At 45.8% G+C, this 19,646-nt stretch carries 14 protein-coding genes; 6 read left to right on the top strand and 8 right to left on the bottom strand.

Going from position 1 to position 19,646, the window contains the following annotated elements; genetic code table 11:
- Positions 1-57: 57 nt before the first annotated feature.
- From egtD to ABW391_RS24125, 3 genes are all read right to left on the bottom strand, one after another.
- A complete protein-coding gene (gene egtD, locus ABW391_RS24135) occupies positions 58-1,023 on the bottom strand; it encodes an L-histidine N(alpha)-methyltransferase (RefSeq protein ID WP_353484465.1) in 966 nt (321 codons plus the stop codon).
- Positions 1,024-1,034: 11 nt separating this feature from the next.
- Complete coding sequence (gene egtB, locus ABW391_RS24130; RefSeq protein ID WP_353484464.1) at positions 1,035-2,300, bottom strand: ergothioneine biosynthesis protein EgtB; 1,266 nt, start codon at positions 2,298-2,300, stop codon at positions 1,035-1,037.
- A 227-nt stretch (positions 2,301-2,527) separates the two neighbouring features.
- Positions 2,528-2,770: a DUF433 domain-containing protein gene (locus ABW391_RS24125; protein ID WP_353484463.1), complete on the bottom strand. Its 243-nt coding sequence runs from the start codon at positions 2,768-2,770 to the stop codon at positions 2,528-2,530.
- 105 nt (positions 2,771-2,875) lie between these two features.
- Between ABW391_RS24125 and ABW391_RS24120 the strand changes: the two genes are divergently transcribed.
- The 4 genes from ABW391_RS24120 (at position 2,876) to rpoN (ending at position 8,919) form a co-directional block, all read left to right on the top strand.
- Positions 2,876-4,744 carry an ABC-F family ATP-binding cassette domain-containing protein gene (locus tag ABW391_RS24120; RefSeq protein ID WP_353484462.1) on the top strand — a complete coding sequence of 623 codons (1,869 nt, stop codon included), beginning with the start codon at positions 2,876-2,878 and terminating at the stop codon, positions 4,742-4,744.
- A 122-nt stretch (positions 4,745-4,866) separates the two neighbouring features.
- Entirely contained in the window at positions 4,867-6,132 is a 1,266-nt protein-coding gene (locus ABW391_RS24115; RefSeq protein WP_353484461.1) for a TlpA family protein disulfide reductase, read from the top strand.
- Positions 6,133-6,223: 91 nt separating this feature from the next.
- On the top strand, positions 6,224-7,225 hold the full coding sequence (locus ABW391_RS24110) for a glycosyltransferase (protein WP_353484460.1): 1,002 nt from the start codon (positions 6,224-6,226) through the stop codon (positions 7,223-7,225).
- A 143-nt stretch (positions 7,226-7,368) separates the two neighbouring features.
- On the top strand, positions 7,369-8,919 hold the full coding sequence (gene rpoN, locus ABW391_RS24105) for an RNA polymerase factor sigma-54 (protein WP_353484459.1): 1,551 nt from the start codon (positions 7,369-7,371) through the stop codon (positions 8,917-8,919).
- 21 nt (positions 8,920-8,940) lie between these two features.
- On the opposite strand, the gene ABW391_RS24100 is transcribed toward rpoN, so the two are convergent.
- The 3 genes from ABW391_RS24100 to ABW391_RS24090 are packed head-to-tail and all read right to left on the bottom strand — an operon-like array spanning position 8,941 to position 13,450.
- Positions 8,941-11,130, bottom strand: a complete 2,190-nt coding sequence (locus ABW391_RS24100; RefSeq protein ID WP_353484458.1) for a DNA/RNA helicase domain-containing protein — start codon at positions 11,128-11,130, stop codon at positions 8,941-8,943.
- Positions 11,127-11,459, bottom strand: coding sequence for a nucleotide pyrophosphohydrolase (locus ABW391_RS24095; RefSeq protein ID WP_502916350.1), 333 nt, complete (start codon positions 11,457-11,459; stop codon positions 11,127-11,129). Before ABW391_RS24095 ends, ABW391_RS24100 begins: the two co-directional genes overlap by 4 nt.
- A 2-nt stretch (positions 11,460-11,461) precedes the next feature.
- Positions 11,462-13,450: a tetratricopeptide repeat protein gene (locus ABW391_RS24090; protein WP_353484457.1), complete on the bottom strand. Its 1,989-nt coding sequence runs from the start codon at positions 13,448-13,450 to the stop codon at positions 11,462-11,464.
- A 444-nt stretch (positions 13,451-13,894) separates the two neighbouring features.
- On the opposite strand from ABW391_RS24090, the gene ABW391_RS24085 reads away from it, so the two are divergent.
- A complete protein-coding gene (locus tag ABW391_RS24085) occupies positions 13,895-14,902 on the top strand; it encodes a helix-turn-helix transcriptional regulator (RefSeq protein ID WP_353484456.1) in 1,008 nt (335 codons plus the stop codon).
- Between the two features lie 129 nt (positions 14,903-15,031).
- Positions 15,032-15,256 carry a hypothetical protein gene (locus tag ABW391_RS24080; RefSeq protein WP_353484455.1) on the top strand — a complete coding sequence of 75 codons (225 nt, stop codon included), beginning with the start codon at positions 15,032-15,034 and terminating at the stop codon, positions 15,254-15,256.
- 112 nt (positions 15,257-15,368) lie between these two features.
- Here ABW391_RS24080 and mfd read toward each other — a convergent pair whose 3' ends face one another.
- Positions 15,369-18,737 (bottom strand): transcription-repair coupling factor, encoded by a 3,369-nt coding sequence (gene mfd / locus ABW391_RS24075; RefSeq protein ID WP_353484454.1) that lies wholly within the window; start codon positions 18,735-18,737, stop codon positions 15,369-15,371.
- 180 nt (positions 18,738-18,917) lie between these two features.
- Positions 18,918-19,544, bottom strand: a complete 627-nt coding sequence (locus ABW391_RS24070) for a Uma2 family endonuclease (protein ID WP_353484453.1) — start codon at positions 19,542-19,544, stop codon at positions 18,918-18,920.
- Positions 19,545-19,646 lie beyond the last annotated feature (102 nt).

The raw sequence follows: 19,646 nt of genomic DNA, 5'->3' as shown, positions 1-19,646 counted from the left end.
GTGAGCTTCCTATTCAAAAGCCTCTAAAAAAATCGGGAAGTAATTTTTTGCGTCATACTAAACCATAAATAAGGCATCGGTAAAATATTCCTTTCGGTCTTTAAAATACGTCAACACTTTGAGTCCCGCAAGGGTTGCCAGGTGTTCAATTTCTGCAAAATCGTACTTTTTGGAAAGTTCCATATCGATGGCTTCCCAGGCTGCAAATTTTACGGTAAGGTTCAACGCTTCGATGTACACCTCCTGATCTATCTTACTGATCAGGTAACTTTTGGTATGCCCCGTAATGGGTTGGTACAGTGGCCAGTGCTGAAAATTTTCTGGCTGAAAATTGCCGCCCAATTCGCGGTTGATGCGGTGGAGGAGGTTGAGGTTGAAATCGCGGGTTACTTTGGCGGAGTCGTTGTAGGCCGCAAGGATCAATTCGGGATTTTTTTTCAGGTCAAAACCTACCAGAATCAGGTCTCCAGGAGCGAGTTGTGCCCGCAATTGCTGTAGGAAACTTTCGGCATCGGCCATCGTCATGTTGCCGATGGTGGAACCCAAAAACAGCACCACTTTGCGAACGTTTGCTTCCGATGCAGGCATTTTTTTTAAGGCTGAAAAATAATCGCCTTCCAGCGGAAAAACGGATAAATCCGGCCAGCGTTGCTGCAAGGTTTCCTCCAAATGATCGAGGATGTTGCGCGAAATGTCTACTGGAAAATAGCGGTACTGCAACTGTTTTTCCTGAAAATGGGCCAACAGGACGCGGGTTTTCAGGCCATCACCGGCCCCCAATTCCACCAGATCAAAAGGCTGATTTCGCAGCAACGCCGCCAAGTCTACGGCATGGGTTTGTAGAATTTCGGCTTCGCAGCGGGTCAGGTAGTACTCCGGCAAGTCCATGATTTTTTGAAAAAGCCGATCCCCTTCTGCATCGTAGAAGTACTTGGACTGCAAGAATTTCGGTTGGCTGCTCAAGCCGTTTTGCACATCCTGGGCAAAGGCAGACAACTTTGTAGTGGTTTCAGGAACAATCATGTTGACTTTGTTTAACGGGCCAAACGGATGCCCGTGAATTGCCAGCGCTTGTCGGTTTGGAAAAAATTGCGGTAAGTCGAGCGGATGTGTGATTGGGGTGTAGCCACCGATCCACCCCGCAATACCATCTGGTTGACCATAAATTTGCCATTGTATTCGCCCAATGCGCCTTTGAAACGGGGGTAATTGGGGTAGGGCAAATAGGCACTCGCCGTCCATTCCCAGGCATCGCCTAAAAACTGCGTATCGTTGGAGTAGCCGATGCCACGGGGATGCCAGTTTTTTTGTTCTAGGAAATTTCCTTTGATTGCTGATTCTGTGATCGTGCAAGCGGCCTCCCATTCCTGCTCGGTGGGCAGGCGCAAGCCTTTCCAGCGGGCAAAAGCATCGGCTTCAAAATAGCTGACATGGGTGACGGGTTCGTGGGGGTCAACGGGGCGCAAACCCTGCAAAGTATAGTTGAACCATTGTCCCTCTTGCTGATACCAGTATAGGGGCGATTTGCTTTCGAGTTGTTTGGCCCAATCCCAGCCCTCGGCCAGCCAGTGGTCGTAATTTTCGTAGCCACCCGCCTGCATAAATTCCAGGTATTCGCCATTGGTGATCAGCCGATCTTGAATGGCGTACTCCTGGAGGTAGACTTGATGAGCGCTCAGCTCGTTGTCCCAACAAAAACCTTCGCCTGCGTGGCCGATCGGGTACAAGCCTGCGGCCATTTCGATCCATTCCGCAGCACGAGGAGGAGCAGTAGGCGCAAGATCTTGAGCCGAAGTATAAACTGGAAAAAGCGGATTGTTGCCCAGGATGTACTTGATGTCGGTTACCAGCAATTCCTGGTGCTGTTGTTCGTGTTGAAGGCCAACTTCGAGGGTAAACAGCGCTTCCGCCGCATTTGGTGCTTCGCTTTGCTCCAAAATCGGAATCAATTCCAGTAGGTGCTGGTCTACATACGCTCGAAAGCTATAAATGTCTTCTACCGAAGGACGGGTCATGTTGCCTCGGTTGCTGCGGTGAATGCGTGGCCCCTGGCTTTCGTAATAGCTGTTGAAAAAATAAGGGTAGGCTGGATTGAAGACTTGATATCCCGGCAGGTAAGGAATCAGCAGGAAGTTTTCAAAAAACCAGGTGGTATGTCCCAGGTGCCATTTCGGCGGACTCACGTCGGCAATGGGCTGCACCACATAATCTTCGGTGGCGAGGGGCGCACAAATTTGCACGGATTGCTGGCGGATTTGAGCATACCGGGTGCGCAGGGAAGTAAGTATAGCAGGATTCATGGTATTGAAATGATCCGGAGGGGGAAATTGTTGCACAGTGGAAGGGGCAAGCCATTTTCCATGTCATTTTCCGGGTAATTTTAGTAAACGCATGATAAAAATACCAAAATTGTATTTCTACGAAACTGGCCTGTTTTTTGCACAGGCTGCTTGAAACGCATGACTTTTTTGGGGAGTATTCAACAAAGTGACTAAACTTTTATCCACACCTTCGTTAGCAAGAAATTTCATGCGGCGGTAGGTATCAACATTTCCCCCCTCAATGAAAACGCCGCAAACGCCAAAGCCGCATAAATCCCCTCCTTCTCCAACCTCGGGTGTTCTTCCAAAATCCCCTCAAATGACTCTCCAATGGCCAATTTCTCCAAAATCAATTCCACGATAATCCGGGTATTTTTGATCACGGGCTTACCCATCATTACCTGGGGATTTATTTCAATAAATTGCTCAATTAATGTTTGTGTAGTCATCGTTAAATTTGTTCTGGTTCAAAAATACAAGTTTTAGCCCATCCATACAAGCCAATGAACTCCCCCATTTTTTTCCTATCTTCGCCCCCTAAAATCTGCACCGCCGTGAATTACCTGACGCTGGAAAACGTGACCAAGACCTACGGGGAAAAAGTTCTGTTCCAAAACATCAATCTGCAAGTCAACAAAAATCAGAAAGTGGGACTCGTGGCCAAAAACGGCTCTGGTAAATCCACTTTGCTCAAAGTAGTAGCGGGACTCGAAAAATCCGAAGGCGAGCAAGCCCGCATGATCATGCACCGCGATGCCCGGGTAGGCTTTTTGTTTCAAGATCCAGAGTTCAATCCCAATCACACCATCATCGAAGCGGCGCTGGATGCTGATAATCCTGCTTTCAAGGCCATCAAAGCTTACGAAGAAGCCTTGCTGCAAAGCGACAACGAGACCCTCCTGCAAGCGGCCATGACCCAAATGGACGACCTCAAAGCCTGGGATCTCGACTCCAAGCTGAAGGAATTGCTCACCCGGTTTCGGATCACCAATTACGCCCAGCCTGTTCGTACCCTTTCGGGTGGACAAAAAAAACGCCTCGCCCTGGTGCGCATGATCCTGGCCGATCCTGATTTTTTGATCCTCGATGAGCCCACCAACCACCTGGACCTCGACATGATTGAATGGCTGGAGGAATACCTCGGGCAAACCAACCTGACGATTTTGATGGTCACGCACGACCGTTACTTTCTGGAGCGGGTTTGCGACCAGATCGTAGAACTCGATCAAGGGCAGGTGTACAAATACAGCGGCAATTACTCCGATTTTTTGGAGAAAAAAGAAGCGCGCGCCGAAAACGAAAACATCGAGCTCGAAAAAGACCGCAAACTGCTCAAGAAAGAACTGGATTGGGTGCGCCGCCAACCCAAAGCCCGCAGTACCAAAGCCAAATCTCGCGTAGATTCGTACACCGAACTCAATGACAAGGTATCCGGTGCCACGGTCGATAAAGAAATGAAAATCGACATCAAGGGCCAGCGCATGGGCAAAAAGGTGCTGGAACTACATAATGTCGGCAAAACCTTTGGCGGCCTCAAGATCGTAGAGGGCATGAACTACAAGTTTCGTCCCTTCGAGAGGGTGGGCATCGTAGGCCCCAACGGCGTGGGCAAAACGACCTTTCTCAAGATACTTACTGGTGAAATTCGCCCCGATACCGGCAAGGTAGTGCAGGGCGACAATACCCTTTTTGGTTACTACACCCAGGATGGCATCCAACTCAGTGAAGACAAACGCGTCATCGATGCTGTACAAGACATCGCCGAATACATCCCTCTGGATAAGGGGCTCAAACTCAGCGCGGCCCAGTTGTTGGAACGCTTCCTGTTTAGCCGCAAACAGCAACTGGTGTTTGTATCGCAATTGAGCGGGGGCGAGCGCCGCCGCCTGTTTTTGTTGATGATCCTGATGCGCAACCCCAACTTCCTGATCCTGGATGAGCCCACCAACGACCTCGATATCCTGACCCTCAACATTCTGGAAGACTTCCTGCTTGAATTTCCTGGTTGCGTGATCATTGTGACGCACGACCGCTACTTCATGGACAAAGTGGTGGAGCACCTCTTCGTATTTGAAGGCAACGGCCAAATCCGCGACTTCAACGGCGATTACAGCGAATACCGCGAAATCCAGCGCGAAAAAGAGCGCGAACAACGCCGCCAGGACAAGGCCGAGCAGCAAAAAGCCAAGGATGAGCAAAAGGACAGCAAACCCGGACTCAGCTTTGACCAACGCAAGGAAATGAACCGCATCGAAAAGGAAATCCAGAAACTGGAAGAGAAAAAAGCCCAAGTGGCCGACCAGTTCAACCGCACTGACCTGAAACCGGAAGACATCAAAAAATTATCGGTGGAAATCAATCAATTGAGCGGACAGATTGAGGAGAAAGAAATGAGGTGGATGGAGTTGGCGGAGTTGGCATGATGGGCCAGTAAAAAACTTCCTACGCTGCTGTAACCTAATTGCCAGTTTTGCATTACCTGTACAAAGCTTTTCGCTTCCATTAAAGATTAGATTTCAAAAGTTTAGCTCAAAATTTTCCAGCGATGAAGAATGTATCTTTGTTCGTGCTGTTGCTCACAGCACAGGTATGTTTATGGAGTCAATCCAAAACGATTGTGGTGCACACCTTTCCGGAAATTGGTTTGCACCATTACTTTTCATTATGGAATTTTGAACCCAATTACCTTCCTAGCACCGATAGCCTTGCTAAAAAACTACAAGGAATTCCGACTTATTTAAAAGATTATGGGGTAGCCCTATTCATTTATCCTGATCAACAAAAAATAAAGGAAGACATCAGGAAAACCTTTAAAAACAATGAAGCTAGGGCTGATAGCCTGATCCGCAAGCTCAAGTACTTCAACTTAATGGTAGTAGGGTATGACAAGTCAGACAAAGTGATCATCATTGACAGCGACAACAACTACGATCTCTCCAACGATTTTGTTGTCCGCTTTCCGCTTGCCCGCAAAGAGGACAATCAGCAGCAGTACAGCACCTTGAATTACCAAAGCTTTGATCAGGGAAAGATCCAGTGGAAAAGCAGCAACGTAATGATCCATGCTTTTAATTCATGGATCATTAAAACCATTCCTGAGCGTTACGATATGTGGATTTCCCCTTTTGGAACGGTTTACAAAGGCAGTTTCAAAATTGGCGATCAAGTTTACAATCTTGCCTTGAACAATGCCCCTGAGCGGTTTGACAATATGGATTTGCTCATCAAACCCAATGGCCTCAACCTGGCTGAAAACAATCCTTTAAGTGCATTTTTACCCAAAATGGATACCTTCCAGCTTGCGCAAAAAAGTTACCACATCAAATACATTGCCCCAGACGTGGATACCCTCATCATAGAAGAGACACCCCCTAAAAAATACCGGGGCATCGTTTCCGGAGCGCTAATGCCGGATTTGAAATACCCCAATCTCAAGGATAAAATTGTTAGTACCAGTAGCTACCGCGGCAAATTCCTGCTCATCGATCTTTGGGGAAGCTGGTGTGGGCCTTGTATTGCTCAAATGCCCAAATTGAAGTTGCTGCACGAAAAATACCGGAGTAAAAACTTCGCCATCCTCGGCCTTGCTTTCGAGATTGATAAAACGCTCAACAACTTAAAGGCCGCAGTCTTAGAACAAGGGTTGCCCTGGGATCAGCTCTACACAACCGAACCCTTGAAAGTTTTCTTTAGCAATCATGCAATCTTCCCTACGTACGTAATCGTCGCTCCCGATGGCACCATTCTGGCCAGAGAAGGGCCAGAAGGCTTTTCCAAAATCGAAGCCCAACTGGAAAAAGCCTTGAAATAAGAGATGAGAAACATCATCTTAAATCTATTCATTCCCACCGTACCTTGGCCATGCAAAAATTGACTGATCCAGTTTTGTGAAACCACTAACCATGCCACCTTTAAAAACCCTCGTCACCCCACTTGATTGGGGGCTTGGTCATGCTACCCGCTGCGTGCCGCTTATTCATGCCCAATTGGCGCAAGGGAATGAAGTACATCTGGCCTCCAGCGGGCGGGCACTGGCGCTGCTGCGGGCTACTTTTCCGGAATTGCCGAGTCACGAGTTGCCAGAATACGCGGTGCGGTATACCCGTACCAATTTGTACTGGCCACTGTTGGTGCAATTGCCCAAGATAGCTTTGGCCATTTCTCGTGAGCAGCGGGCAGTGAAGCGCCTGCACCAGCGGTATGGTTTTGATCAGGTAATTTCTGACCACCGCTATGGCTGTTTTGTCCCAGGTGCTTTCAATGCCTTTATTACCCATCAGTTGCATTTGCCGGTAGGGGATTGGTTTGGCGGTTTTTTGGCACAATGGCGACACGAGTATGTAATTGCCAAATATTTTCAGGAATGTTGGGTGCCAGACTGGGAAGAAGCGCCCGGCCTGGCCGGAGATTTGAGTCATCCGCCATTTCCCAAAATCAAAACCCGTTACCTTGGTCCTTTGTCGCGGCTGCACAAGCTGGATTTGCCCCTGGTATACGATGCTGCTTTTGTCATTTCAGGCCCCGAACCCCAACGCAGCATTTGGGAAGCCGACATTCGGGAGCAAGTGAAAGCGTTCCCGCAGAAGCGCTTCTTTCTGGTACAAGGCAAACCAGAGACGCCTTTTTTTCAATCCCAGGAGCAAAACCTCCACCTTGCACCCCATTTGGACACCGATGACTTGTCTGCCCTTTTTGCCCAAAGTGCTTGTGTTGTTTGCCGCTCCGGGTACAGCACCCTGATGGATCTGGCGGTAACCCAGCGCCCTGCCTGGCTTATTCCAACGCCCGGGCAACCAGAGCAAGTTTACCTGGCGCAAAAACTGGGTACTGAAGGGCTGTATCCCTGGTCGGATCAACCCGATTTTGAGTTAGGAAAGTGCCTGGAAAAATACCCTTTACAATAATTTTTTAGCGTATTCGCTTGACAATTCTAGCAATAGCGACTAATTTTGAAAAATTGGAATGATTTTTGTTGAACAGTGCAACCATTGCGCCAGTTTTTCGTATTTAAAGATATTGTGTGAATTTTTTCAGCCAGTAATCTACCGTGAAAACAAGTTTAGGACAACGCCAGCTTTTACTTCAAAAATTATCTCCTCAGCAGATTCAGCTCATGAAACTGTTGCAGGTGCCTACCGCTTTGCTCGAACAACGCATCAAGGAGGAAATGGAAGTCAATCCCGCCCTGGAAGAATCCAACGATGAATACGCGGATGAGCAAGTAGACTTTGATGCCAGCACCGATGCTGCCAGTGCCGAAGAAGCCGCCACCAACAGCGAAGTAGAATCGGAAGAAACCCAGTACAGTGACGACAACTTCGACCTCGATGAATACCTCAATGGCTACATGGAAGACGATCCCGCCTCGTACAAGGAGCGCGGCGAAAGCTATCAAGCCGATGAAGAGGACAAAAGTGTACCCGTTGCCATCGAGAACAGTTTTCATGAATACCTGGAGCAACAAATCAGCTTGCTCAACCTCAGCACGGAACGAGACCACATCATTGCTACCCAGATTATCGGCAGTATAGACGAGGATGGCTACCTGCGCCGCGAGCCATACGCCATTGCAGATGACCTTCTTTTTTCCCAAAACCTAATGATTGAGGAGAAAGAGATAGTCGACATCCTCAAAAAAATTCAGCGACTGGATCCTCCGGGCATTGGTGCACGCGACTTGCAGGAATGCCTTTATATCCAATTGTTGATCCGCATCGAACAAGGGGAAGACCTGGACGATGAGGAACTCATTGCCCTCAAGGTAGCCTGCAAAATCATTAATCGCCAATTTGAAGCTTTTTCCAAAAAGCATTTTGAAAAACTGCAACGGCAGTTCAGCCTGACCGAAAAGCAGCTCAAAGCCGCCATCCACGAAATCCTGAAGCTCAATCCCAAACCCGCCAGTGGCTACATTGCGGGATCGATGGAACGTTCCAGTCAGTACATTGTCCCCGATTTTATTGTGCTGAACCGCGATGGCGAACTGGAGCTGAACCTCAACGTGCGCAATGCCCCCGACCTGCGCATCAGTGATTCGTTTCGGGACATGTTGCGCTCTTACAATGACCAGCGCCGTACCAGCAAACTGACCCGCAGTCAAAAAGAAACGGTACAGTTTATTCGCCAAAAAATAGAATCTGCCCGCTGGTTCATCGATGCGATTCGGCAGCGCCACGAAACGATGTACAAAACGATGTTTGCCATCATGGATTACCAAACCGAGTACTTCCTGAGTGGCGACGACAAAAAGATCCGCCCGATGATCCTCCAGGACATCGCCGATCGCACCCACCTCGATGTGTCTACCGTATCGCGGGTAGCCAACAGCAAATACGTGCAAACCGAATACGGTACGCGCAAGTTGAAAGAATTTTTCTCGGAATCGCTCCAAAACAGTGAAGGGGAAGAGGTGTCAACCCTGGAAGTAAAGAAAATTCTCACCGAAATCATCAGCGCGGAGGACAAACGTAAGCCCCTCTCCGACGATAAACTCACCCAACTGCTTCAGGAAAAAGGCTACAACATTGCCCGTCGCACGGTTGCAAAATACCGCGAGCAACTGAATGTACCCAAGGCGAGTTTGAGGAAGGAGTTGTGATTTGGGGGGAGTTGTCCCGACTTACTCTAAAACGGCAACAAAAACTCCAACAACTTTTAATGAGGTCAAATCATCTTGATGCAAAACAATATCTGAATAGTCTGACCGATCGGATAGTGGCTTCAATACAATTGATTGATGAGACCAGTGTCCATCTTGGTCTATTTCTTTTTCGCTATGGTACATTTTTACAGTATAGCCAGATCCAAAATCGACATCGTGGATGTTGTGGTGCTCCACCAAAACTATCTTGCCTTCTCTTGAGCCCCCCGGGTCTTTTTTGAACAAACACCAGGAGTTATTTGGAATTTTTTTGTTCATGGAATCGCCCTGGACTTTGCAAACGAAATAATCACTATTTGCTTGGTATTGTTCAGGTAAAGCTATCCATTCAAAATCCGAAACGGTTTGTGAATCACTAAATGCGCCTGCTGCAGCCCATAAATCATAGAGGGGAACACAATTAACATAAGGCTTTACTTCATTCAGCGGCAAGATTTTTATTGTTTTTTCGATAGTTGTGTTCTTGATGCGCTCTTTTAAATACGCTCTTAGGTGTTCATCACAGACATAGACATAAGTGCCTCTAATTCCTCTAAGCATTATGGTCTTGTAGATGTTGATAATGTAGGCTTTTAGCTCGTCAGGGTTTTTGATCGATTGTTTACCGAGTGTGTCAAAGTAATTTTCCTTTTTGATTACGATTTGATTTTGGGCTTTATCGTAGGATATTTCATTTCCAAAAATAACACCAGTGAAATTCAGGTCATAACCTTGGGTGGTGTGAATACATCCTACCTCATTAATGGAGTTTTCTGAGTTTACCCAATCCATTGAAACACTATTCCATTTTAGCTTAATCCCATCAATTAAAATATCGTGTTCATCTTTATTTTTAGAGACCCACTCCCAGGAGTAGCCAGCTACAAGTCGGGACAATCCAAATTCAGCATCCCTACTTTTGATCTTTTCAATCATTTCTTGTAAAGACTCAAAAATTAAAAATTCATAATCTTTAACTTCGAAAATGGGGTCGGTTTTTTTAAAACTGCAGTTTAAAAGTTGATCTACATAAGCAACATAACCATTCCCTCCTTTTACCCGAAACTGTGATTTTAGCGTTTTAATCGTTGTTTCTTGCTTGGATTTTAAATTTTCGAATGCCGACTTATCGACATCGGAAGGTTTAATGGATTGATTTTCATCATAAAAGAAGATTTTCTTTTTCCCTTGTACAACTATCCAATCCAACTCATTGGTATTCATTTTATCCAGTCCCAGTTTTTCGTTTGCTTTATCAAATGCACCAAAATATGCACCCAGGTTCACCCTTTTTCTTAGTCGGTGGGACTCATCTACTATTAAAATGTCATACTCACTGTTTGCAACTTCAGCAGGGCCGATCACCATTTTAGCACTTAAGCCCCTGATGTTTTTGAATACTTTTTGTAACGTAGTTCGAAATGAAGACATCGGTACGACCAATGCCATTTTAGGGCTGGGATAAACCGTTTTGAGTTTGTTTACAAGTTCAATTAACTCAGCTTCTTCTTTTCCAAACTCCTTAAAATTAAAATCAGCTATATCCGAACTCAGTATTTTGAAGAGATAAATGGCTAAAATAGTTTTTCCTGTTCCCGCCCCCCCTTCCACAACAATACTTTTTGTGGGTTCATCCAACAAACTCTTGATTATTTCTATGATGCTTATCTTTTGCTCCGGAGTCAAGGATTTATAAGGAGAATATTTAAACAGATCGGAATTGTTAATTTGATCCAATGTTTTCTTGGCAATTCCTTCTGGCCTGAGCTCCCTCCAAATGGTCTGAAAAATATCCCAATACACTTCGCTTTTTTGGTAGTAGGTATGATTTGCCAGGCCAATATTTGCGTTCAATAGTTTAAACTGACCATCGCCGGAAAGATATTTGATGAGATTAGATTCTATGTCAAGAGTAGCTGATTTATTGAATTTATCACTGGTGATAAGGTGAATCGCGGTTAGTTTGCTTTTAATGTCGTTTTTCAGGTGATTCGACATTCTTGAAATGGCGTCAGTTGTTTCCCCTACATAAGCTTCTTTGGTGCTTTCATTGCTTATGATGTATACCAAAGGCCACAGGCCATTAACATAGTGATTGCTGTTGATGGAGTACAATAGGTCAGCATTGAATTCGTATCTTTTGATTTCAAATGCATTCTTTGTAATCATAATTCGTCATATTTTTTTGCATTCCCTTTGGCTTTTTCAACAGGATACTTTTGAGCATTATGGGCGATTTTGTTCAGGATTATCTCTTTGACATCAAATTCATATTTTTCTGCCAGTAGAAGTGCAAATGAAAGGACATCCGCCAATTCCGCTTTGATTTTTTCTTGATTGGCTTCTTCAGGGTTTTTCCAAAGAAAAAGTTCGAGAAGCTCGGCAGCCTCAATACTGATGGCCAATGCAAGATCTTTAGGGTTGTGAAACTGCTCCCAGTCCCGTTCATTTCTGAACTTTAGCAATGCTTCTGTTATCTCTTGTATATCTGTCACCATTGTTAAGGTTTATACATCGTTTTGGCCAATTTGAATTCTTGCTCATAAGGTAAATTCAATTGAGCAACCATTTCTGGAATTGCCAAAGACCAACTTACATAGTAATAGGCCAAGATATGAGAACCAGAAAAGGTCTTCCCTTTCATTGAACCTATGGTATAGTTGTCCTTATCTACTCTAAAGCCTTGGGTTCCATGCATGGCTATTTCAAAGGCAATTCGTTTGATTTCTTCAAGCGGCATTCCTCTAAAGTATTCTAATGCATCCACCATGAATAGGACCATGGCCATATTGATGCCTGTACTTTGTGCTGATTGTTGAAACTTCTCCATTTCCCTTTCCTTGTAGGGGTCTTTTGATTCCAAATCATAAGGGTCTCTTTCAATCGAAGCAAGTAAACTGTCAGTATCTATCCTTTTTGTTCGGTACGCTTGTTCACTTATCAATTCAAAATAACCCTCTAATTTCAGGTCTTCAGCCCAATGCAAAACCAACTCATATTCTTCGCCAGGTTCTTTGTCCTCTTTGTACTGCATATACTCTGCAAAGAAATCGTTTGCCAACTTTAGTTCACTTGGCATGGCTTGGTAGTCCTTGATGAAATCAAGTCCGAATAATTCTTTAAATTGAAGTGCATTCACCAAGTTGTATACCTTACTTTTTGATAAAATTTCTTTGGGCGAAAGCTCAACGATTTTTTTATCCGTTACAGCTTTTATCCCTTCCTGAAGCAGAGTATAGAGGGAGATGAATTGGTAGGGTCTTAGTTCTGGATATTCGGTGTACAGGAAAGTTTCAATAAAAAGGTCAATTGGCGTATTGAAAACCTGACTATTCAGACCATTAAAGAGTTCTGAGCAATAGTTGGCAATTGCTTTTTCAGAAATCCCCATTTTGGAAAATTTCTTGATCGTGGGTTCAAGTTTTTTTATAAACGTTGATTTGTGATCCTGGGTAGAAATAAAAAGCTGATTTAATCCACTTTTCCTTGCATCAATTACAAAATCCAAATGCACCAACTCATGCATGATCAGATGCTCGACAGCAGGATAGTTTGGCTTAAATTTTACGGCATGTTTTGGTCTATTGTAATTTTCAGCAAATTCGAATTTTGCAGCGGTAGGAATAGTCGCATCTTGAATTAGGTCGATTTCTTTTTCTCCTTCAAATTCTAGTTTATGAAGGTATTCTTGAAATATTTTTTTGCCCTCATCCGTAGCCAAAACTTTCTTCGCTACATCAAAAGCTTGTCTAACTGAATTTTGATAAAGAACATCTTTTTGTTTGTTCAACTTAATTGCCTGGATAGTGCTAAAAAAAGCTGAATGCAGATCGTTTTCCATTTCTGCAATCATCCCTAGCGCAAAATGGGAATTTGGGTATTGATCATTGATTTTTACTGCTTCCCAAAAGTATTTTTTTGCTTCATCTAGCTTACCTTGCTGCATCAGGTTGGCACCGATGTTGTTTATCGTGATGTTGTCTTTCGGGTTAGCAATGAGTGCCTGATCATAATATTTCATTGCAGTAGGGACATCATTCTTAAATTTCGCGAAAATATTTCCCATCATTAGCAATGCCCAACTATTTTTAGAATCCCAACGCAAAGCATCAATTAAGTGATTGATTGCATCATCTTGATCGCCTTCATCAGATAGGATTTGTCCCATGATTCGGTGATACTCAGAATTGGAAGGGTTCTTTTCAAGAAGTTTTCCCAGGATTAATTTGGCTTCAGGATATTTTCCTTTTTCACATAAAGCAATCGTTTTTCTATAGTCTGCTTCTTGGGAAATTATTGCAGTAGAGTCTATTTCAATTTTTACCCACTCGGATTCAATGCTAACTTTAGGCTTAAAACCATTAAAAGAATAATAGTCTTCTAATAAATTGATTATCAGATTATTACCCCCCCCCATTTTTTTCAGGTGTTCTTCTAATTCTGGGAATAGGGTTATGAGGAAGTCATCAATTTTATGGATGATTTGCATCGATAGTAGTCTTGGTTAAGCTGCGATAATGACTTGAAGCGAAGAACTTTCACTAATCAAGATCTGCCAAATATACTTAATGTCTATTAGCTTATCTAAAGACCGCCCACAAAAAAAGCGGCAGCCGATCTAAAAACAAACCCTCCAGTCTGTTTTTAGATTAGCCGCCGCCGCAAAATTTGAATAACTAAAAAATAGACAAAGCTATATCTTATGGTACTTACATTTATTGCTGATCCTTTCCCCATTTTCACCAACTGTTATCCCGGTTCACCTCAGCCGTAGCCAGGTGAGCCGCATTGGCTTCCTGACTGGCTAGAGGGTCAAAATTGGGTTTGGTTTTAGGGGTAGAAAATTTTAATTTTTTAACTTTGACGCCACAAAGATGAGTGCTCTCGACGCAATCTATTTGCGTCAAAAAAAACTCCCTCAAAAAAAATTGCTTTGTCCAAAAATAAAAACCAGTTGGCGCGTTTCCGGCGCATCCACGAATTGTTGACCCTGCGCAAAGGGGCCGCAGCATCCCCGGAGGAATTGTGCCGGGCTTGCGACATCAGCCGGCGCACCCTCGACAACGATATTGCTTTCATGCGCAGTGACCTGGATGCCCCCATCATCTGGAACAAACAACACCAAGGTTACAGCTACGAGTATCCCTTTGACCTTACCGCACAGATTGCCCTGAATCTGGAGGACGTACACCGCCTTCATGTGGCGGTAGAGACCCTGGCACAGTTTGAGCACCTGGAGGTTTTTCGTGATTTACGCAGTACCGTGGAAAAAATACGGAAGGGCGTGAATGGTTGGGTGCGCAGCACGGCGGCCGCGAAATCCATTTTTTTTGAACCCGTGCAAAACATCGGGACCCAGCATTTGCCCGTTTTGCTGCGCGCCATCGAAGAGCGCCGTAAGGTTCGTTTTTTGTACCAATCGTATCAACAAGTGGAGGCCAAAGCCTGCGAACTGGAGCCTTTCTGCATCCGCCAACACGACCAGCGCTGGTACGTGGTAGGCAATTCAGCGCAATACGATTACCTCAAGCCCTTTGCCCTCGATCGCATCATGAACAAACCGGAGTTGTTGCAAGCTTTTTTTCCTGAGCCTGATTTTGAAGCAACCCAGTTTTTTCAACACATTTATGGAATTCATACCGAATCAGTCACTCAAGTTAGAGAGGTATCGCTCTTGTTTTCACCCTTACAGGCGCGTTATTTTTTGTCCCGCCCTTTTCATCCGTATCAATTGATGGAAGAGCAGTCCGATGGCAGCATCGTCGTTCGCTTGCAGGTATGCATTACCATTGAATTGATCCGCAAACTGGCCAGCTATGGGCATGAAGTGGAAGTGATCGAACCAGCGGAATTGCGGGCTACGTTGCGGGATTTTTTTGAGGCTGGAATAAGGAAATACGCGGAAAAAGCAAAAGGAACGGAAGCAAAGCTTCAAAGTTGACTAGGGCATTAACTCATAATATGTTGAATGTGTGTCTCTGTAAAGAAGGAATCTACACTTCAACGCAACAAAAAATTTATTTGGAACTTCCAATCAATTTGTATATTTTTGAAAATAAACAATCAATAAATGACCATCCAGAAACAACTTTTGTTGGATATTCAAAAAATTGAAGATTATTCATTGCTCAATCAACTCTACCATTATGTGCAGTTGATGAAAAAGATAAGTACACCCCAGCAAGAGAATAAATCAGCAGTTCTGGAATTTGCAGGAAAGATAGACGATGTCGAGGCTGAAGAACTGAAGCTTTGCATCGAAACTGAATTTTCCGTATTAGAAGGGGAATGGTAAGATGAAAAAAATAGCCCTGGACACAAATGTTGCTATTATTTCTTCTAGCCTTGATACCTTTCAAAAATAAAGGTTAATCGGCCTAGATGGCTTAAGTCTTCTCTAGATTCCCTCACCCCACATTCCCCCCAATCACGCCCAGCACCGTTCGCGCCGCTTTCAAGCTTCCGACCCCATCCTTCACCAAAATAAAATGCTGGTGGGATTGCTTGAAACTCAGCCCGTGCTCCTTTCCTTTTGAGCCTACAAATGCCAATACTTTGTGGAACATCGGGCTTTCATAAAAGGGAGACTGTGGATTTTCCACAAAATAGCAGCGCAGCTTTTCGTTTTTGAGAATCACCCGATCAAAACCCAGGCGTTTGCAAATCCAGCGTAGGCGCAGGCCTTCGAAGAGCTCTTTCACCTCGGCTGGCATGCGGCCAAAACGGTCGCGGAGGTTGCTGCTGAAGGCATCTACCTGGTCTTCGGTTTCCAGGCGATCCAGTTCGGTGTAGAGATTGAGGCGCTCCTGGATGCTGTTCACGTACCGTTCGGGGATGAGCATTTCTACGTCCGTCTCGATGGTGACGTCGCGTACGTATAGACGGGGCGTTTTTTCCAGTTCTTCGGCAAACACGTCCTTGAAATCCGTTTCTTTCAGCTCGATGATGGCTTCTTCCAGGATTTTCTGGTAGGTTTCGTAGCCAATGTCCACAATAAAGCCACTTTGCTCTGCACCCAACAGGTTGCCCGCTCCCCGGATGTCGAGGTCGCGCATGGCAATGTGAAAGCCGCTACCCAGGTCAGAGAATTCCTCAAGTGTTTTCAGGCGTTTGCGGGCGTCGCTGGTGAGGGTCGACATCGGTGGGCTAAACAGGTAGCAATATGCTTTCTTGTTGCTGCGGCCTACGCGGCCCCGCAATTGGTGCAGGTCACTCATGCCAAACTGGTGGGCATTGTTGATCAGCATGGTATTGGCGTTGGAAATGTCCAGACCCGTTTCGATGATGTTGGTACACACCAGCACATCGTATTGCTTGTCGATGAAGTCGACTAGGGTTTTTTCAAGTTTGTCGGATTCCATTTGGCCGTGCGCAGAGGCCACCTCCACATCCGGGCAAAGGCGGCGAATCATCATTTCTACCTCCGCCAGGTTTTTGACCCGATTGTGTACAAAAAACACCTGTCCTCCGCGATTCACCTCGTAATAAATCGCCTCCTTGATGATCTCTTCGCTGAAAATGCGCACTTCGGTGTGAATGGGCTGACGGTTGGGTGGTGGTGTGCGGATGATGGAAAGGTCGCGCGCTGCCATCAACGAAAACTGCAAAGTACGCGGGATCGGCGTGGCAGTCAGCGTGAGTGTATCGACATTGACCTTGAAATTGCGCAGTTTTTCCTTGGAGGCTACCCCAAATTTTTGTTCCTCATCAATGATCAGCAAGCCCAGATCTTTGAATTTTACTTCCTGATTGAGCAAGGCCTGTGTACCGATGATCAGGTCAATTTTGCCTTCACTGAGTTTTTGGAAAATCTGTTTTTTCTCCGCGGTGGTGCGAAAACGGTTCACATAATCCACGGTAGCCGAAAACTCCTTGAGGCGATCCCCAAAAGTTTTGGCGTGTTGCAGCGCAAGGATGGTCGTTGGCACCAAAACGGCCACCTGCTTGCCATCCAAAATCGCCTTGAACGCTGCCCGAATGGCTACTTCCGTTTTGCCAAAACCCACGTCGCCACAAATCAGGCGATCCATGGGGTAGGGCTTGACCATGTCCGCTTTGGTATCAATCGTAGCCTGGAGCTGATCGGGGGTGTCTTCGTAAATGAACGAGGATTCCAGTTCGATCTGCATGTAATTGTCGGGCGAAAAAGCAAAACCCGGTGAGGCTTTGCGCTGGGCGTACAGTTTGATCAGTTCACCTGCAATGTCCTTGACTTTCTTTTTGGTCTTGGCCTTGAGGTTGCGCCAGGCGTCCGAGCCGAGTTTGTTCAGTTGCGGGGGCGTACCTTCTTTGCCCACGTATTTGGCAATCTTGTGCAGGGAGTTGATGCTGACGTACAGCAGGTCGTTGTTTTTGTACACCAGTCGCACACATTCCTGTACGTGGCCATTGACGTTGATGGTTTGCAAGCCTTTGAATTGACCGATGCCATGGTCGATGTGGGTCACAAAATCGCCGGGTTGCAGGTCTTTCAACAAGCGCAGGTTGAGGGCTTGTTCTTTGGAGTAGCCCTGCCGGAGTTTGTAGCGGTGAAACCTTTCAAAAACCTGGTGATCGGTGAAACAAACGACCTTTAAGGCTGCATCCACAAAACCTTCGTGGAGGCCTTGCACGATGGGGAAGAATTCTACTTTTGCCCGCAAGTCTTCAAAAATGGTATAAAAACGCTCGACTTGCTTGGGGTTTTCGGTAAAGAGGTAGTTGGTCAATCCCGCAGCGGTGTTGGCGTGCAGGTTTTCGATCAGCAAATCGAAGTTGCGGTTGAAACTCGGTTGGGGCTTACCGCCGTATTGGATTTGCGCCGTGCTTTCGAGGGGTTGCGGCGCATTGGACAGCAGGAGGATGTCGTGTCGGCGCACGTCTTCGACTACGTCTCCGGGGTACAAAAAAGCGCGGTCGCGAAACACCTCGGCCAGTTCGCCTTCATCCAGAATGGAAATGGTTTTGGCAAATTTTTCCGCATCTTCAAAGCAACGCTGCAAGCGATCGATCAATACCTGAAAATCGCGAATCCAAATGACTGTATCCTCTTTGAGCACCCTAAACAGCGACACTTTGTCGGCTTGTGAAAAACGTGTATTGATGTTGGGCACAATCGACACCTTGCTGATGTTTTGAGAAGAAAGCTGGGTCAAGGGATTGAAAGTACGGATACTTTCCACCTCATCGTCAAACAGCTCGACGCGATACGGCAGGTCGTTGCCAAATGAAAAAATGTCGATGATGCCTCCGCGCAAAGAGAATTGCCCGGGTTCAAACACAAACTCTTCGCGGGTAAATTTATATTCGATTAGCACCTGCATCAAAAATTCGGGGTCGAGTTTTTCCCCCTTGGCGATTTCAATGCGGGATTTGCTCAATACCTCGGGCGAGACCACGCGCTCAAACAGCGCCTCCGGGTAGGTCACAATGATTTGCCCCCGTGAAGCATTGCTGACGGCGTTGATGGTTTCGGTGCGCTCCAGGACGTTGGTTTGGTTCAACTCCTCAAAACGCAGCGGTTGCTTGAAAGAATCTGGAAAAAAATGCACCGGCTTTTGGCCGAAAAGTGCCGCGAGGTCGTTTTGCCAATAGGCGGCTTCTTCTTTGTTGTCGGCTACAATGAGGTGATTGGCGGGGTGTTGCTGGTATACCCCATGGATGACAAAGGCGAGTTGGGCGCCCACCAATTCCAGTAACTTGACCCTTGCCGGGGCTTCGTTTTTGAGTTCCTGTATAATGCTAGCCGTGCGGCGGTCTTGCTGGTATGCGTCGAGTAGTGTCTGTAAGTTTTTCACAAGTGCAAAGATAGTGAATTCGGGAAACGGTGTGGGGCTTCTGATGGTTCATTATCTGTGTTGGTAATTTATTGTATCATTGAAAAGATAAACGTTTTAAATTGCAGTAAAATTAAAAACATTGAGCATCTAATGATTGAGCGCAATCCATCAATTTAAGTTTTTATACTATCTCATTTTCTACCCCTTCAACAATCCCAAATCCAGTTCAAAACCTACCAGTACATCTTCGCCACTCAATTTTCCATCAAAATTCGGCACTACTTCTATACTTCCATCCTGTCGATAAATGTAGGCTTTTTGCTTTACGGGGTCGATCAGCCAAGCGAGGCGTACACCATTGGCGATCCAGCTTTCTTCCATTTTTTGCTTCAAGGGCTTGAGCTTGTCGCTATCCGAGCGGATTTCGATCACAAAGTCGGGTACAACGGCGGCAAATTTTTTGCGTTCTTCCACCGGCAGATTGGCCAGTTTTTCGGCGCTGATCCAGGCGGCATCCGGTGATTTGGTGGAGCCATCGGGTAGTTTAAACCCAGTGGATGGGCCTAGTGCGCGACCACCGATTCTGCTTTCTTTTACAAAAAGACGCAATTCGCCAAATGCCTCACCTTCAAAAAAACCAGAGTCAAAATGTACCGGAGCCATAATTGTTACTTTTCCATCCGCTTCGCGCTCGATGCGCAGGTCGCGGTTATTGGCGCAAAGCTGCTCAAAAGCCTCTTCCGATAGCTCTGCCGTAGTGGTCAGCACCAGATCGTCGGGAAGGTCAATCCCCCAATGGGTAGATTTGCGTTGCAACTTAACCATTTTACTGTTTTTTATGCAATTTATTCATTTTTAGTAACGCAGAAAAATTAACTTGCCGCGGGCGAAGCAAAATCCACATAGATCCGCCAGATCCGTGTCATC

This window comes from Haliscomenobacter sp. (assembly GCF_040403615.1).
Classification (GTDB): Bacteria; Bacteroidota; Bacteroidia; order Chitinophagales; family Saprospiraceae; genus Haliscomenobacter.
Note: the sequence above shows the minus strand (reverse complement) of the source record. Positions and strands in the feature narration are given on the sequence as shown.

Excerpts from the sequence above, each read along its gene's own strand:
- egtD (WP_353484465.1), bottom strand. The coding sequence starts at position 1,023 with ATGATTGTTCCTGAAACCACTACAAAGTTGTCTGCCTTTGCCCAGGAT.
- egtB (WP_353484464.1), bottom strand. The coding sequence starts at position 2,300 with ATGAATCCTGCTATACTTACTTCCCTGCGCACCCGGTATGCTCAAATC.
- ABW391_RS24125 (WP_353484463.1), bottom strand. The coding sequence starts at position 2,770 with ATGACTACACAAACATTAATTGAGCAATTTATTGAAATAAATCCCCAG.
- ABW391_RS24115 (WP_353484461.1), top strand. The coding sequence starts at position 4,867 with ATGAAGAATGTATCTTTGTTCGTGCTGTTGCTCACAGCACAGGTATGT.
- ABW391_RS24110 (WP_353484460.1), top strand. The coding sequence starts at position 6,224 with ATGCCACCTTTAAAAACCCTCGTCACCCCACTTGATTGGGGGCTTGGT.
- ABW391_RS24100 (WP_353484458.1), bottom strand. The coding sequence starts at position 11,130 with ATGATTACAAAGAATGCATTTGAAATCAAAAGATACGAATTCAATGCT.
- ABW391_RS24095 (WP_502916350.1), bottom strand. The coding sequence starts at position 11,459 with ATGGTGACAGATATACAAGAGATAACAGAAGCATTGCTAAAGTTCAGA.
- ABW391_RS24090 (WP_353484457.1), bottom strand. The coding sequence starts at position 13,450 with ATGCAAATCATCCATAAAATTGATGACTTCCTCATAACCCTATTCCCA.
- ABW391_RS24080 (WP_353484455.1), top strand. The coding sequence starts at position 15,032 with ATGACCATCCAGAAACAACTTTTGTTGGATATTCAAAAAATTGAAGAT.
- ABW391_RS24070 (WP_353484453.1), bottom strand. The coding sequence starts at position 19,544 with ATGGTTAAGTTGCAACGCAAATCTACCCATTGGGGGATTGACCTTCCC.